The 12,655-nt window shown below is 50.1% G+C and carries 22 protein-coding genes; 6 read left to right on the forward strand and 16 right to left on the reverse strand.

All coding sequences use genetic code 11. The annotated features are described in order from the left end of the window. The first annotated feature begins 6 nt into the window (after positions 1-6). The 5 genes from AC5JLP_RS24030 to AC5JLP_RS24050 are packed head-to-tail and all read left to right on the forward strand — an operon-like array spanning position 7 to position 4,180. The gene (locus tag AC5JLP_RS24030) at positions 7-552 is read left to right on the forward strand and encodes a hypothetical protein (RefSeq protein WP_496070498.1); all 546 of its coding nucleotides are present in this window, start codon (positions 7-9) and stop codon (positions 550-552) included. 2 nt (positions 553-554) lie between these two features. Continuing rightward, a complete protein-coding gene (locus AC5JLP_RS24035; protein ID WP_496070499.1) occupies positions 555-983 on the forward strand; it encodes a hypothetical protein in 429 nt (142 codons plus the stop codon). After that, complete coding sequence (locus AC5JLP_RS24040) at positions 984-1,685, forward strand: hypothetical protein (protein ID WP_496070500.1); 702 nt, start codon at positions 984-986, stop codon at positions 1,683-1,685. 11 nt (positions 1,686-1,696) lie between these two features. Beyond that, the gene (locus AC5JLP_RS24045) at positions 1,697-3,733 is read left to right on the forward strand and encodes a hypothetical protein (protein WP_496070501.1); all 2,037 of its coding nucleotides are present in this window, start codon (positions 1,697-1,699) and stop codon (positions 3,731-3,733) included. A 12-nt stretch (positions 3,734-3,745) separates the two neighbouring features. Continuing rightward, entirely contained in the window at positions 3,746-4,180 is a 435-nt protein-coding gene (locus tag AC5JLP_RS24050; protein WP_496070502.1) for a hypothetical protein, read from the forward strand. Here the strand turns inward: AC5JLP_RS24050 and AC5JLP_RS24055 are convergent. Next, positions 4,173-4,376 carry a hypothetical protein gene (locus tag AC5JLP_RS24055; protein WP_496070503.1) on the reverse strand — a complete coding sequence of 68 codons (204 nt, stop codon included), beginning with the start codon at positions 4,374-4,376 and terminating at the stop codon, positions 4,173-4,175. The two genes, AC5JLP_RS24050 and AC5JLP_RS24055, sit on opposite strands and share 8 nt — an antisense overlap. Before the next feature lie 105 nt (positions 4,377-4,481). Here AC5JLP_RS24055 and AC5JLP_RS24060 point away from each other — a divergent pair, with 105 nt between their 5' ends. Next, entirely contained in the window at positions 4,482-5,810 is a 1,329-nt protein-coding gene (locus AC5JLP_RS24060; protein WP_496070359.1) for a recombinase family protein, read from the forward strand. Position 5,811: 1 nt separating this feature from the next. Here the strand turns inward: AC5JLP_RS24060 and AC5JLP_RS24065 are convergent, their stop codons facing one another. From AC5JLP_RS24065 to AC5JLP_RS24135, 15 genes are all read right to left on the reverse strand, one after another. After that, positions 5,812-5,970: a hypothetical protein gene (locus AC5JLP_RS24065; protein WP_496070360.1), complete on the reverse strand. Its 159-nt coding sequence runs from the start codon at positions 5,968-5,970 to the stop codon at positions 5,812-5,814. Positions 5,971-6,132: 162 nt separating this feature from the next. After that, complete coding sequence (locus tag AC5JLP_RS24070; RefSeq protein ID WP_496070361.1) at positions 6,133-6,405, reverse strand: hypothetical protein; 273 nt, start codon at positions 6,403-6,405, stop codon at positions 6,133-6,135. After that, on the reverse strand, positions 6,402-6,659 hold the full coding sequence (locus AC5JLP_RS24075; RefSeq protein WP_496070362.1) for a hypothetical protein: 258 nt from the start codon (positions 6,657-6,659) through the stop codon (positions 6,402-6,404). The genes AC5JLP_RS24070 and AC5JLP_RS24075 overlap by 4 nt, the downstream gene beginning before the upstream one ends. Then, complete coding sequence (locus AC5JLP_RS24080) at positions 6,652-6,990, reverse strand: hypothetical protein (protein WP_496070363.1); 339 nt, start codon at positions 6,988-6,990, stop codon at positions 6,652-6,654. The genes AC5JLP_RS24075 and AC5JLP_RS24080 overlap by 8 nt, the downstream gene beginning before the upstream one ends. A gap of 78 nt (positions 6,991-7,068) precedes the next feature. After that, a complete protein-coding gene (locus tag AC5JLP_RS24085) occupies positions 7,069-7,464 on the reverse strand; it encodes a hypothetical protein (RefSeq protein ID WP_496070364.1) in 396 nt (131 codons plus the stop codon). After that, the gene (locus AC5JLP_RS24090) at positions 7,464-7,676 is read right to left on the reverse strand and encodes a hypothetical protein (protein WP_496070365.1); all 213 of its coding nucleotides are present in this window, start codon (positions 7,674-7,676) and stop codon (positions 7,464-7,466) included. Before AC5JLP_RS24090 ends, AC5JLP_RS24085 begins: the two co-directional genes overlap by 1 nt. Continuing rightward, positions 7,673-8,014: a nucleoside triphosphate pyrophosphohydrolase family protein gene (locus tag AC5JLP_RS24095; protein WP_496070366.1), complete on the reverse strand. Its 342-nt coding sequence runs from the start codon at positions 8,012-8,014 to the stop codon at positions 7,673-7,675. Before AC5JLP_RS24095 ends, AC5JLP_RS24090 begins: the two co-directional genes overlap by 4 nt. Further along, positions 8,011-8,196, reverse strand: coding sequence for a hypothetical protein (locus AC5JLP_RS24100; RefSeq protein ID WP_496070367.1), 186 nt, complete (start codon positions 8,194-8,196; stop codon positions 8,011-8,013). The genes AC5JLP_RS24095 and AC5JLP_RS24100 overlap by 4 nt, the downstream gene beginning before the upstream one ends. Before the next feature lie 367 nt (positions 8,197-8,563). Then, positions 8,564-9,340: a hypothetical protein gene (locus AC5JLP_RS24105; RefSeq protein WP_496070368.1), complete on the reverse strand. Its 777-nt coding sequence runs from the start codon at positions 9,338-9,340 to the stop codon at positions 8,564-8,566. After that, positions 9,337-9,882, reverse strand: a complete 546-nt coding sequence (locus AC5JLP_RS24110) for a hypothetical protein (RefSeq protein ID WP_496070369.1) — start codon at positions 9,880-9,882, stop codon at positions 9,337-9,339. Before AC5JLP_RS24110 ends, AC5JLP_RS24105 begins: the two co-directional genes overlap by 4 nt. 110 nt (positions 9,883-9,992) lie before the next feature. Next, positions 9,993-10,997, reverse strand: a complete 1,005-nt coding sequence (locus tag AC5JLP_RS24115) for a hypothetical protein (RefSeq protein ID WP_496070370.1) — start codon at positions 10,995-10,997, stop codon at positions 9,993-9,995. Positions 10,998-11,042: 45 nt separating this feature from the next. After that, complete coding sequence (locus tag AC5JLP_RS24120; RefSeq protein ID WP_496070371.1) at positions 11,043-11,789, reverse strand: hypothetical protein; 747 nt, start codon at positions 11,787-11,789, stop codon at positions 11,043-11,045. A gap of 5 nt (positions 11,790-11,794) precedes the next feature. Continuing rightward, on the reverse strand, positions 11,795-11,998 hold the full coding sequence (locus tag AC5JLP_RS24125) for a hypothetical protein (protein ID WP_496070372.1): 204 nt from the start codon (positions 11,996-11,998) through the stop codon (positions 11,795-11,797). Then, positions 11,995-12,363 (reverse strand): hypothetical protein, encoded by a 369-nt coding sequence (locus AC5JLP_RS24130; RefSeq protein WP_496070373.1) that lies wholly within the window; start codon positions 12,361-12,363, stop codon positions 11,995-11,997. The genes AC5JLP_RS24125 and AC5JLP_RS24130 overlap by 4 nt, the downstream gene beginning before the upstream one ends. A gap of 96 nt (positions 12,364-12,459) precedes the next feature. After that, positions 12,460-12,654 carry a hypothetical protein gene (locus AC5JLP_RS24135; RefSeq protein WP_496070374.1) on the reverse strand — a complete coding sequence of 65 codons (195 nt, stop codon included), beginning with the start codon at positions 12,652-12,654 and terminating at the stop codon, positions 12,460-12,462. Position 12,655: the final 1 nt, after the last annotated feature.

Here is a 12,655-nt window from a genome sequence, read left to right on the forward strand (position 1 = left end):
AAGTTTGTGTCTTGCCAAACGCTACACCTGATTAATTCTGAGCTTGGCTGCCTCGCCCTAAAGCAAGGAGCCAATTTCGGCTTAATGCCACTGAGCGACGGCATGCGTTTCTTCTACCCAGAGAACCCAGCGGTAGCAGGCAGCGGCGATCTGACAGGTTACACCGTCATTGGCCCGATTAAAGCAGATGTGAATGGCATCGTTCTAGCCACTTTCACATGCTCAGCACCGTTCTATCAACAAAAGGTAAAAGACGGAGTGCCTGTTGTGGCTAATGGCTCTCCTGTGATGGGTAGCTACTTCACCGTCAGATTGCCAGCAGTGGTGAAGCCAACAGCAACAGGAGACGATCGCTACCTACCTGTCCCACCCAATAGCCACAAACTGCCTGTACCGCTCGATAGCACTACGATCGACAATCAGGTAGCAAAAGGCCTTTACAAGCTTGGCAAACATTTCTGGACGTACAGCATTCTGGCAATGCCGCCTAATGATGCGGTGGATGCGATCGAGATCATTGCCCCGTCTCTCATGCAAGTGATTGGGAGGTAGTTTTGACGATCTTAGACGTGGAAGTCGATAGCCCGCAACTGGAGGTAACGATTGATGGAGTCCTGGTTTTAGAAATTGACCCGATCGGCATTCAGGGGCCAAAAGGCGATCCGGGTAGTAGTGGACTGTTAAAAATGCCGTTTGCTTACGGAGATGCTTCACCGATCGTCGTCACTTCGATCACAGGTTTTGTATTCACAGCAGCGATCGTGATTACAACTCCATTTAACGGTATTGGTGCTGCTTTGCGATTAGGTGACGCTGTTCAATCAGATCGTCTCATGAATGCCGCTCAAAACAACCCAGCGTTTGCGGCTGAGTACGAAACGAATCCAGGTTACGGGTATACCAGTGCTACGCAGCTTTTGTTCACAATCACTCCTGGCGCAGGGGCAACTCAAGGCGCTGGCTATGTTCTTCTAGAGGTCTAAATGTCTAAAGTCCTTGATGTTATTGCTACTAGTCTGTCAAAATTTCAAATTGCGATCGGAGGAGTGACGCTCAAAAACTCATCCGGTAATTTGCTTGTTCGCAACCCTGCTGATTCGGCTGACGCTGCGGTCACGGCCTCTCAGTTGAATAATTCAGGCGATGCGATCGTTATCAACTCTGATGCTGCTAGCACAGGGACGGACTGGGCTTTGACGATCGGGCGTAATCCAGCGGCAACGGCTGCTGTGACTCTCTACGCTCCACCCGCTAAAGGGACAGACGGCTTTTTCTTACGACAAAAAGCAGGCACCGCAGCAGGGGTGCTAGAGCTAGAGCTTGCATCAACCAGTGGCGCAAGCAATCAGCTAACTACAGACACGACCTCTCTCGCCTTCGGTACAACTTCGCCCTTGACACTGTTTACACTGCCTGCCAACGCGGTGGTTGAAGCTGTGCGGGTGATTATTGACACTCCTTTCACTGGCGGTACGCCATCCTTGTCAGTTGGCATTACGGGTACGACCTCAAAATATATGAGCAGCACTCAAGTTGATTTGACCGCAACAGCTCAGACAATTTTTGAAGTTTACCCCGGACGCACAGCCAATGGTTCTTCTGAGAACTTGATTGCCACCTATGCGGCAAACAGTGCTTCTGCTGGAGCGGCACGCATTGAGGTTGATTACGCTATTCCTAGCTAGAGGCCGCGACTTTGGCTCGACACATTGACTTAGCAAGCACAACCGAAGCCGATCTTAAGATCGGGGGGCCAGGAGGTAAGAGCGTACTGACAACAGATGCTCAATTCCTGTTGGTCGAGGGCTGTGAATGCTCGGTCAACGGCAGCAACACACAGTATCTCGACCTTACCAGCGGCAAGGCGATTGTTGACGTGCAAGGTGTGCGCTACGTGGTCACACCAGCCGCGTTTACCAAGCGCCTCAACGCAGCCTGGGCGATCGGCACTAACGCAGGCGGCTTGCTGACAGGTTCATCGTTCCCAGCATCCACAACGCTGCATTGCTATATTATGCGGCGGCGTAGTGACGGGACAGTTGATCACGGGTTTCATACGTCTGCAACCCAATCGACGTTTACAGACGGTTCTAGCAACGTTTGGGATCTGCGGCTGCACATGTCGATCACGACACAGAGCAGCAGTATTCGCCCAATCAAACAGAACGGCGGCTTAGTGCAATACCTCACGCCAGTCACAGATATTACAGCCGTTATTGGTACGACAGCCTCTCTCTATACGCTGTCGGTAGTCACTGGTATCAAAGTCAGGCCACTCTGCAAAGCGCATCTAGGCACGCAAGCATCGTCTGGCTACACTTTCTACTATTTCTCTGATCCCGACTGCGTGGATATTGCACCTGATTCCAGCACGCAATCCGGCAACACTGGGGCTTTTATGGTTGGGGCTTACTTGTATACTACGGCTGCCCCGATCGAGTACATCTACTGCAACACTTCGGCCCAAATTCGTGGACGGGCTAGCGCTACTGCCAGCAATACAATCATCACGACCTTTGGGTACATTCACCCGCGTGGAGGCAATCCCACAGCAGCGCAGACGGTTGTCTTGAATGCGGGTACGGTGCGATCAACTTTTTCTGACGCGAACTACACAGTTACTGCTGGTACGACGATCGCGGCTCAGACGGGCACAATGAGCGCTGCACGGACAGTCACCTTGCCTGCTGCCAATGCTGTTATTGCAGGTTTTCAGTTATTGGTGATTGACGAAGCGGGTAGCGTCACCACCACAAACAGTCTGTCAATCAGTGCGGCTGGTAGCGACACAATTAATGAACTCACTTCGCTGCCAGCTTTAATCAACAACGCTAGCAGTTCAGTTATTTTGGAAAGCGACGGAACATCGAATTGGACGGTCGTTAAAAGCTCTCCTTGCATTTTTGAATTTACTAGTTCGGGGTCTTTCAATTTCCCGAATAACAACTTCAAACTAATAAGAGAACTACTCACAGGCGGTGGTGGTGGTGGTGGTGGTGGTAGACGTGACGCCACCAGTACGGCAAAGGCAGGAGGCGGCGGGGGGGCGGCAGGCAGCGTCATAGACACGATCGTTAATGCCGTAGACCTACTAGCGCTAGGTCTTACTATGACAGTGACGATCGGGGCTGCTGGTACGGCTGGTAACGCGGCTGCTTCTGATACCGCTAACGGAGGTAACGGAGGCACAGGCGGCACGACTAGCCTCAGTATTAGTGGCACTACGATCGGGCAAGCGCCTGGGGGCAACGGAGGCACAGGCGGCACCACCAGCACAGGTACACCGGGAGCAGCCTTAAACTCAACCTCGGCTCAATGGATTGGTGGTGGAGGCGGCACAGGTAATGCGACATCGGCAGGGCAAAATGGGTCTTCACACGCCTATGCACCTGGTAGCGGCGGCGGCGGCGGCGGTGTCAACGCCAGTAATGTTGCTCAAGCAGGCGGAGCCGGGACGGTTGGGTCGCGGGCGGCACATGGTACTACAACAGGCGGCACGGCTGGCACCAGTGGCACCTCCGGGGGTAATGGTGGTGCTGGCAGCGTGATTAACAATACGTGGGGAGGAGGAGGAGGCGCGGGGGGCGGCGGCGGTTCGTCAGGGACAGGAGGTGCCGGGGGGTCTGGTGCACGTGGCGGTGGCGGCGGCGGTGGCGGCGCTTCGCTCAACGGCAATGCCTCTGGTGGAGGTGGTGCTGGTGGCGCAGGTTTTGCCCGTATAGTTTTCTTCTGACTGGGGGTGATTATGGCATCTGATTGGGCAATTTTAGACGACACTGGCTTGGTAGTGAACAAGATTGTGGCTGATGCTACTTTTCTGGAACAAGCGTATCCAGGCAAAGCTGTGCCGATCTTGCTTGATCAGCCTTGCGAAATTGGTTGGACACATACAGACGGTGCGTTTATTGCACCCACGTCTGAAACAGTGCTCGACTATCGTTGGGTTGATTTGGAGAATGCGCTCAGAGGTACGGATTTGTTCGGAGTCGCTTTTGCTAACAACGCCGCCCTCACGCTGATTACGCACTCGTTTGCAAACACCGCTCAGACGGATGAAAACCGCTTTGCCGATTTCACGTTTGCAGTTCAGGCAATTCAGTCTCAGTACACCCAGAAACAGCGCGATCGGTTCCTCACGACGCTACAAAATTGCGGGTTTCCAGCGATCGAGTTTAGCTGAGGGCAAGCGCTGGGTTAATAATCGCTAAATTCCGCATCGCTCTCATAAATTCCACATCGTTAAGCTGACCTTCCGCCCAGTACCGTAATGTCTGAACAACGATCGACACACTTACACCTAGCGCAGGATCTAGGCCAGCTTCCCGCATAAGCGCAATCGCTCTATCGGCTCTGTCTCGATCGTCTTGGTTTGTCATTGACAAATTAACTCCGTGGGCCCGCCAATCGTAGGGCAAAGTCTAGCCTTCAATTATACTATCATGAAGTGATAATATTTCGATTATAGACATATTATTACCAGCATGATATTGGGATACGCTCGCGAATCGACGCTTAAAGCGGAGCAAGATCAAGCTCTAGCTTGGCAAATACAGCGGCTACAGCGGTATGGCTGCGATCGCATCCTTACCGATCGTATGAGTGGAGCCAGCAAAAAGCGACCTGGCTACAAAGAACTACTAGCACTAATCGATTCAGACAACGTTACAGAGGTGGTCGTTTGCTCGGTTACCAGGCTAGGGCGATCAACTCGTCAAATGGTAGATGCGATCGATCTCTTTGCTGAGAAGAAAGTTAAATTTACTTCACTTGACGGCAAAATTGACATTGACACAGCATCAGGCAGGGCAAACGTACAGATGCAAGCTGTTTTTGCACAGCTAGAGCGCGAGTTAATCCAAGAAAGGATCAACGCGGGCTACGACGGCATCCGAGCAAATAGAATGCCGATTCACGCCCCCTTTGGCTACAGAATCATTGACAAGCGGTTAGAAATCGATGTAGACGTGGAAACCATTGCACGGTGGATACGGCAATCAGTCATTGATGTTGGCCTGATCAAAACGACTCAAGCCATAAACCTCAATCACAAAGATTTGACTAAGATCCCACGATCGCCTGGCGGCATCAAGACCTGGCTGCAATGCGAGACTATCTACGGCAACCTTTGGTACGACCGTCACAATCGACGGGGCAAAACAAAAATTTACTACAACAACCATCCTGCCCTTTTCACTCAGCAAGAGCGTTTAGAAGTTGAAGAGTCTTTAAGCTTTCGGCAAAAACATCATGGTTTCAAGTCTGATCCAGTGCGGTTTCCCTTAACTGGCTTAATCTATTGTGCTGAGTGTGGCAGCAGTATGTCTGTCTCCTATAAGCACGATCGGGTTAACCCCATAGTTTATTACCGTTGCTATAAAGGAGTGCGGCGATCGTGCCCTAACAATAAGTACATGAATACTGACAACATTCAAAAAGCAATCATTATCGCTTTAGTAGACAGATCTGAAACCATTGCTGCACGAGCCATTCAAGCAGAACAAAAAGTAGCTGAAAACCCTGGGCTTTTGGAGCTTAGAAAACAATTGATTGCTTTAGTAAAGCTGCCTACAAACTTTCATATCGAGGCCGCGATCGCAGGTATTCAATCCGATATAGCTGAAATCGAAGTTGCTGCGTCTAAACAAGAAATTACGCTACAGCCGGATAGAGAGAAAGCATTAAAAGCATGTTCTAATCCAACTTTCTGGATTGAGCTAAAACCAGAAGACAAGCATTCAATTTACCGACTACTTGTGAAGCGAGTGGTTTGCCGAAGGAACAGCATCGAAACTGTTGAGCTTTGGGTCTAGATTAAGCGGCTTTTCGCAAGGCTGTTTCCAAATAGGCTTTTAACTGCGGCTCAGCTTTGTGCCAGTCAGGATGACCAGCAACAATCTTAGCTATTTTTTCTAAAGCTTCTTGACGCTCGGTAAAAGCTTGAATGTTTTCGTTTAACAATTGCCAGGTCATTATTTTCCGTCCTTACAATTAATTGGCTTTGCCATCACTTTCAAACACCCTTTGCATGTCACTGTTTGCGGATTGCTATTGCTGCTTATAGTGCTGCTGTGCCAGCGTCCACCTGCACGAAGGTCAGCTTTGCAGGGAATCCCGATGTAATGGATGCGTTTCTTAGTCATTGGTGCGATCGTCTTCCTTAAATTCAAAACCTAGCCAATCCAAATCTGTGCGTTCAATTGTCCAAATGAGGCTACCTTCTACTGGCTTAAAACCCTTTTCATCAAACTCTTTGTTTAAGAGATCGAGGCTTGTTCTTTGCTGTAGGCCAAGAATAGAGATTGCCATTAACGGTGGTAGTGCTGGATAGTTGTAATGCTGCCAGTAGCGCACATAATAACTGTTAGCCAAAAGCCGTACAATGGTGGTGAACTCTTTTAATGTCATGTGCGATTGGTTCCATAAATGAACGCTCCAAGCTCATTGGTGTCATTGTCGTCACCGCCTGAGATTATTGGCTCGTCCCAAACAGGATCATCATCAAGGCGGACGCAGGTGATGACTTCGGCCAAATTCAGCAGGGCTTTAACTAACGACTGACCGTCAGCGCTAATAGAACTACCATTTGGAACATCGTTTTCAACGCGGAGAATGACCCTGCCATTTGCTTCCCATACTTGGAGCTTGATGTTTTTAATCATTGCGATCGCCCTCCATGCCTTCAAGCCGTTCAATCAAAGCAATCAGTCTGTTTTCGACAGGGACCATTGTTTCTTTGACAATGGTTTCGATGACGTCAGAATGATCGACCTCAAAAACATCAGAGTCATCATCACAATCAGTGTCTTCTATCTCGCCGAACACAACTTCCCCAAGATTGTTTGTAGCTCGTTCTAAATCTTGCAGGCACTGGACAAAAGAAGAGATTGTGCTTGCGCTAGCGTTGGCTTCAACAAGGGGCGCTAGGCGCGATTGGATAAAGCTTTCTACTTCACAAATTAGGCTCAGAATCTTTTCGTTATCTCGGTTCATTCGCTTTCCTCAATTTCATCAATTGGTAAACCTGATTAAGAGCGGCATCGCTACCTGATGGCGATAAATTACTAACTGTCATTGCAGTCGGTTTGCTTTCCAAGTGGCTCTTAACGCATTGGAAAGCTGCATATACCGTGAACCAACACGTGATGCAAAACTAGGCAAAACGTATAGACAAATCCGTGCAAGTTTGCGCCACGCTTCTTGCTGCGTCTCCGTTAACGCCTGCCAATGGTAGAACCCTTCACCTAGTAACGTCTGCGGTTCAAGTTCAAGATAATCCCATTGCTCGGAATCGACTAGCCAAGGTACTGTGCTGATACAACCTGAGCCTAGACGACTATTCTCGAATAGAACTCTTGCAAGCCACTCAATATCAGAGGCTTGTTGATTGCCTTTAAGCGACGCACCAAGGTTATGCAAAGTACAAGCAGCAGCGTCTAGTTCCAATGCTTCTTTAGAAAAATCCACTAAAGATCGCTCTCCTTAATTTCATCAGGCGGGTGCGGTGGAAAAACATTTTCCCAGTCTTCTATCACTTTTGCTTCGTCAACGTACTGGCTCTGCTCTAATACTTCCAGCTCGTCAGGCTGGCGCGGAAAGCGTAACTGGCAAGCGGAGATCGCTAGCACTGCGAGGGTTGAAAGAACGAAGCAGAGAGCAATGATCAGGCAAGGTGTCATGTGCGATCGTCCTCTTCTTTCAGCGCTTCAATTGCTCCTGTAAAGTGGCAGTAAGGTTTCTCAGGCTCAGCGACTGGGCGCTCATGCTGCCACTCATGGTATTGATTCAATTTCCCGTCAACCCGCAGCCATATAGCTTTTTCGTCAAGGTCGTGCGTCTCAACGACAAAGAGAATGGCAGCCATCACATCAGCTGCTTCATCTTGAAGGCGTTGCAAGAGCGATCCTTTACCATCAGGATGTTGATCTGTGTTGTAGTAAGCCGATTTTTTAGCAGCAATTTGAATGAGTTCGCCACACTCTTCCATCATTTTTGTTAAGCCATCTTGATGCATCATGTGCGATCGCACTCCTGTTTTCTCATGGCATCAATCACTTCTTGAGCTTTGAAAAGCACTAGAACACCGTCATCACCAATATCAGCAAGGCATTGCCCGACTGGAGCGCCTTTGCCGTTCCAAAGTTTTTTCCTGCCGGAATTCGTAAATGAGCCTTTGAGAACAAGGCTGATTTTTTGCATCTGCTCCACCTAGAATTCCATGATTAATAGCGTGTTCGCATTTTTGAATTAATTGCTCTGGTGTCATTTGCCGCACTCCTTAAAACAGTAAATCATCATGTTTGTTGTGGCGGTTCTGCCACCAATGCTGCAAATAAAAACGACGACGCACTAACCATGAATGCAGAGTGTCAGCGTGGGGATGTGGACATCGATCGCAGTGCAGAACTGAGCCTCCATAACGCCTTTTGTATGAGCGTAATTTGTGACCGAGAAAGAAGCATTTTAAGTAACCGATCCAGCCGTGAAAAGTCATAGTGATCTTGCTCCAAAACTGCTTGAATAATAATCTTTGGTCAGTTTTTCGGTTAGCTTGCACTTCAGATCCTCAGAATGGAAAATTATCAAACTGATAGTTTTTGATTAGCTCAAGCATTTGCTCACCTTCATTGAAATTTGACATTTCAACCGCCACCCGCACGGCATCAACTAACGACACACCCGAATGCACGATCGCTGCTTTCACCAACTCAGCAGGTTCTAAATGCTTGAGCAAACCTTGCAACTGAATCCGTGCCACCTGATCAACCTCTTCTGGCTCCCAACGGCTGCAAACGGGGCGTTCTTCGACTAAGCCATTTGCTTGCACGGGTCGGAGAGTTGGGTTTGCCTCGCCACACATTTCCCGCTTGGATTCTTCTGGCGTAATGGAAGGCGCACACACCTCAAGGCCCATTGATGCCAACTTCGCTTCAACCTCAAGCGACACGGCGGTAGTGGTTGGGTCGGACATGTAAACCCGATCGCGCGGTACATCCGACGCCCGCTCCTCACCCCAAGTAATCCGCATCATGCCCTTGCCATTGGCAGCGATCGCCTGTCCTTCCACCACCCCACCGCCTGGATTGAACCAGACAGAAGTCGGATCAATGGGCTGATACTCGTAAGGGTTGCTCCCCTGATTTTCGTCCTCTAAGCCCTCTGTTTTGGTGGGGATGATGCTAAGAAGATCGCTCGACTCGCTGAAAGATACAAATGCAAGCGCGATCGCTAACTGATGCAGCCTTGCTCTGATAACTTCCTCAGATGGCTCCCTAGTGCCCTCAGAAACATCTGAAGAGGTTTTGTGATGACAAGGCTGTTTATGTGGTTGCAATGTGTTCATAGACTTTCCTGCTTAGCTTTTTTGCCGGAAACATATTCAGCCAAAGTCACTCCTTTTCTGTAGGCAATCCAAACATCGGCAATGGTCAAATCTTCTAGGCGTGCAACAAACAAGCAATGGCGGATGCGCTCTAAAACAACCTGTTTTTCGGCTTGTTTTGCTTTGATCGCCTGCTTCAACCTGCCTCTAAGATCCTCGTAGTCTTCTTCAGACCAATGCGGCGAGTTAAGAAGTCGTCTATAGCGGACAGCAAGTCTCGTAGCCAAAAAATCGGCTCTTTCGGCTATGGAATAAAACGAATAAGAACTTAAGAGGCTGTTACACTCGCTACAGCAAGGGATAACCGTTTTTTCTGATCTCCATGCTTTAGCGTGTCGTTTTTGACCAGAAGCGTAAGCAAACGGAATGACATGATCAAAACAATTTGCGGTATGTCCGCAGTAAGAACATTCCGATACAAGCGCGCTGACTTCTATAAAACCGCTCATTGTTGCTACGATATTGCTACACATACCTTTATTGTAGCAACGTTGTAGCAACATGGTCAAAGAATTTATGCTCCGGGTTAGGCTGTCAGGTAGACAAAAGCGGCGATTGAAGTGGGCTGCAAGAGAACAGGATAAGGACATGTCTGAAGTGGTTAGAGAGCTTGTCAATCGATTGCCTGAACCGCCAGAAGACTGGCAAGAAGAATAGCAAGGCGTTGGGCTGTGGTGGGATCATGCTCTACCTGATCAGATGCTTCTGTGGTAACGAACGAATGTTTTACCGCAAATCCTTTCCATTCCTCCTGCCATCGCTTCCAGGCTGAGGCGCGATCGCGAAAAGCAAGGGGGAAAGGAGCACCCATATCGTCACGCTCGACGGCACACCCTTTCTTCCAGCGACGGACGGTACCAATCTGGGAGTAGAGGGTCATGAGTTGTTCTAGCGTGGGAGTCGCGTGATCGCCGATCGCGGCAAATTGAGTCTCGATCGCTTCCGGTGAGAGTAGTGATGAGTTTTGAATACTCACTGATGAGTCTTGTACGTTTCGAGACTCATTTGGATGTTCAGCAGGCATAAGCGCCTTCTTGCTAATCGCTGCCAAAGCCTCAGTCAGCGTCAATTCCGTCATGCTGTCGGCTTGTGCTTCAAGTTGCTGTCGATGATGCCATAACCGGATCGCACGTTGCGCCTGTCGTTCAGTGATGCCCCGATCGCTCAACCAGGGTAGCCACCGACCGTAGCCACCAATTTCGGGTAAAGCTTTGGCCTCTAGAAGTTTTTCGCCTAAAGTTAGCGATCGCTGGAGTGCTGCTGTGCCAGCCTGCCGCATGGTGCTTTCGGCTTCTTCTGCCTCGGCCCAAATCGCCTCGATTTCAGTGGCAAGGCGATCGACAAGGTTGTCAGACTCTGCGATTGTCAGCGCGTCTTCTACTTGGCTATCGTCGATCGCGGGTGCTTCCGGTGTGTCGATAATGGGTTCTGATTCTAGCTCTGGGGCGTCTCGTTCGACGGTGGCAGGGTTAAGGGCGATCGTCTTTTCACCCGTGCTGCATTTGATCCAATCATCGGTGGTGAAACCCTCAAAGGTACCCGTGTAAACATTTCCTTTGGCGGAAGTACCTGTGATGCGATCGCCCTTTTGCAGTAGCTGTTTAGTGGCTGTGGTCATGGCTCAATTTCCGGTGTGAAGGGTAACTGAATGCGGGTCGGGTCTTTACCGTGACCCGTTGCTATGGGGGGAGAGTTCAATTGCGGCAGTCGGTTTCACTTGCTGAAAACTGACAACCCACACGTAAGGATTGCTAGCCCAGGGATATTTATCGGCATTAATGGAATTCCACAAGTCTTCATATGCAAGGCGTGAGCTAAGACACCAGCGCGACCAGTCCCAGCCGATATTGTCACCCCCTGGTAATCCGTCACGATCAGGGATGCCGTACTTCACGGTTTGCCCACCGTCCTTGGAGAGTGCTGCTAAACCTTCCGCGATCGCATCCTCTTCGCTGATGTCTTGGAGCCGTTGCACTCGCACGTTTGTAATTTCCAATAAGAGTCGCGAGGCTTTACGAGGCATATGGATCGACGGCTTCCAGCCCGCTGTGCTGCCATCGGGTTCTGGCATTGGCTTGTTGCAGCGATACTGTCGATCGGCTCGATAAGCAAAGCATTCATGCGTTTCAGACTTGGCTGGTCGCCAAGTCTCTCTCACCCAAAGGCGATCGCCAACCTTACCGTATGGGCATTGCATCGCACTAAAACAACCTGTGTTAGCCGCGATCGCAATTAACTCGCCATCCTCAAGCTCAACATCTTTCCAGTTCTGAATCGCCCAGGATGGTAGCTTGGCTGCCCGTCTAGTCATCGTTTTCCGCCCTTCCAGAATGGCTTTTACCATTGCCCCAGAAAATAAAATCGGTCGTTCTCTTGCTGAGATCGTTGGTTCTAGCGTTGCGGTGCTCATGGCTTTTAACGGTTAAAAATGGGGTGTTTAATCCAGGCGAGGAAGCGGTGACATTGTTGGCAGCGCCAGTCTTCGATGCCGATCTGGGTGACGGAGGGGTAGCGATCGAGGCTTTTGCAAGCGGGGCATTGAGCGGGCGGTGGTTTAATGTCGGGAGCGGTTTTCTGGCGACGTGACTTTGGTGGGTCGGGAATAGCAAGCTGGGTCACAACGACTCCCTCACCCAGCGACCAGTAGCATCCAGCCAGCGGCGGCAGGTGGTATCGCTACCCACAAACTGCAAGCTGGTGATGCCTGTCGTGAACACAACCTGCCAGCACAACTCCTCTAGCTCTTGCCAGTAGGCAGGCTGGCAGATAGTAGCGGGACCTGGCTCGTACTGCACAATCAGGAACGGTTGCACGCCAGGGACGTAGGCAAAGCGAAGGTTAGCACTGCCCAAGGCAATCATGGTGCGGTGGGAAAGTTGGCAAAAGAGGTGCTCCAAGATGCTGCTGCGGAGACTGGGAGAGCTTACCAATTGCTGAGCGGTATGGCAGCGGAAGGCGCGGGATGAAAGGTCGATCGTGCTCATAGTTTTTGAATCAGGGGTTGGAAGTAACGGAGGATGACGAGTAGCGCGTCTGTGCGTTAACGGGGATGGGGTCTGTCGGCTTTGCCTTCGAGGTAGTCAACGTCTCGCCCTTGCGGCTCGTTTACTGGTGTTTTGTTTGGCAAACGCTTCCGCTGTTTCCACAACTTTGGTTAACTCCTGTACCACAATATTTTTGAGATTGTCGCGGTAGATGTTGCTCAATGCTGGACGTAAGCGCTTGAATAGATGCACCAACTCGGTATAGCGATCCGGCTCTTGTTTTTGCTGCATA

The organism is Stenomitos rutilans (assembly GCF_059505485.1).

Excerpts from the sequence above, each read along its gene's own strand:
- AC5JLP_RS24040 (WP_496070500.1), top strand. The coding sequence starts at position 984 with ATGTCTAAAGTCCTTGATGTTATTGCTACTAGTCTGTCAAAATTTCAA.
- AC5JLP_RS24050 (WP_496070502.1), top strand. The coding sequence starts at position 3,746 with ATGGCATCTGATTGGGCAATTTTAGACGACACTGGCTTGGTAGTGAAC.
- AC5JLP_RS24055 (WP_496070503.1), bottom strand. The coding sequence starts at position 4,376 with ATGACAAACCAAGACGATCGAGACAGAGCCGATAGAGCGATTGCGCTT.
- AC5JLP_RS24060 (WP_496070359.1), top strand. The coding sequence starts at position 4,482 with ATGATATTGGGATACGCTCGCGAATCGACGCTTAAAGCGGAGCAAGAT.
- AC5JLP_RS24065 (WP_496070360.1), bottom strand. The coding sequence starts at position 5,970 with ATGACCTGGCAATTGTTAAACGAAAACATTCAAGCTTTTACCGAGCGT.
- AC5JLP_RS24070 (WP_496070361.1), bottom strand. The coding sequence starts at position 6,405 with ATGACATTAAAAGAGTTCACCACCATTGTACGGCTTTTGGCTAACAGT.
- AC5JLP_RS24075 (WP_496070362.1), bottom strand. The coding sequence starts at position 6,659 with ATGATTAAAAACATCAAGCTCCAAGTATGGGAAGCAAATGGCAGGGTC.
- AC5JLP_RS24080 (WP_496070363.1), bottom strand. The coding sequence starts at position 6,990 with ATGAACCGAGATAACGAAAAGATTCTGAGCCTAATTTGTGAAGTAGAA.
- AC5JLP_RS24090 (WP_496070365.1), bottom strand. The coding sequence starts at position 7,676 with ATGACACCTTGCCTGATCATTGCTCTCTGCTTCGTTCTTTCAACCCTC.
- AC5JLP_RS24095 (WP_496070366.1), bottom strand. The coding sequence starts at position 8,014 with ATGATGCATCAAGATGGCTTAACAAAAATGATGGAAGAGTGTGGCGAA.
- AC5JLP_RS24100 (WP_496070367.1), bottom strand. The coding sequence starts at position 8,196 with ATGCAAAAAATCAGCCTTGTTCTCAAAGGCTCATTTACGAATTCCGGC.
- AC5JLP_RS24105 (WP_496070368.1), bottom strand. The coding sequence starts at position 9,340 with ATGAACACATTGCAACCACATAAACAGCCTTGTCATCACAAAACCTCT.
- AC5JLP_RS24110 (WP_496070369.1), bottom strand. The coding sequence starts at position 9,882 with ATGTTGCTACAACGTTGCTACAATAAAGGTATGTGTAGCAATATCGTA.
- AC5JLP_RS24115 (WP_496070370.1), bottom strand. The coding sequence starts at position 10,997 with ATGACCACAGCCACTAAACAGCTACTGCAAAAGGGCGATCGCATCACA.
- AC5JLP_RS24120 (WP_496070371.1), bottom strand. The coding sequence starts at position 11,789 with ATGAGCACCGCAACGCTAGAACCAACGATCTCAGCAAGAGAACGACCG.
- AC5JLP_RS24130 (WP_496070373.1), bottom strand. The coding sequence starts at position 12,363 with ATGAGCACGATCGACCTTTCATCCCGCGCCTTCCGCTGCCATACCGCT.
- AC5JLP_RS24135 (WP_496070374.1), bottom strand. The coding sequence starts at position 12,654 with ATGCAGCAAAAACAAGAGCCGGATCGCTATACCGAGTTGGTGCATCTA.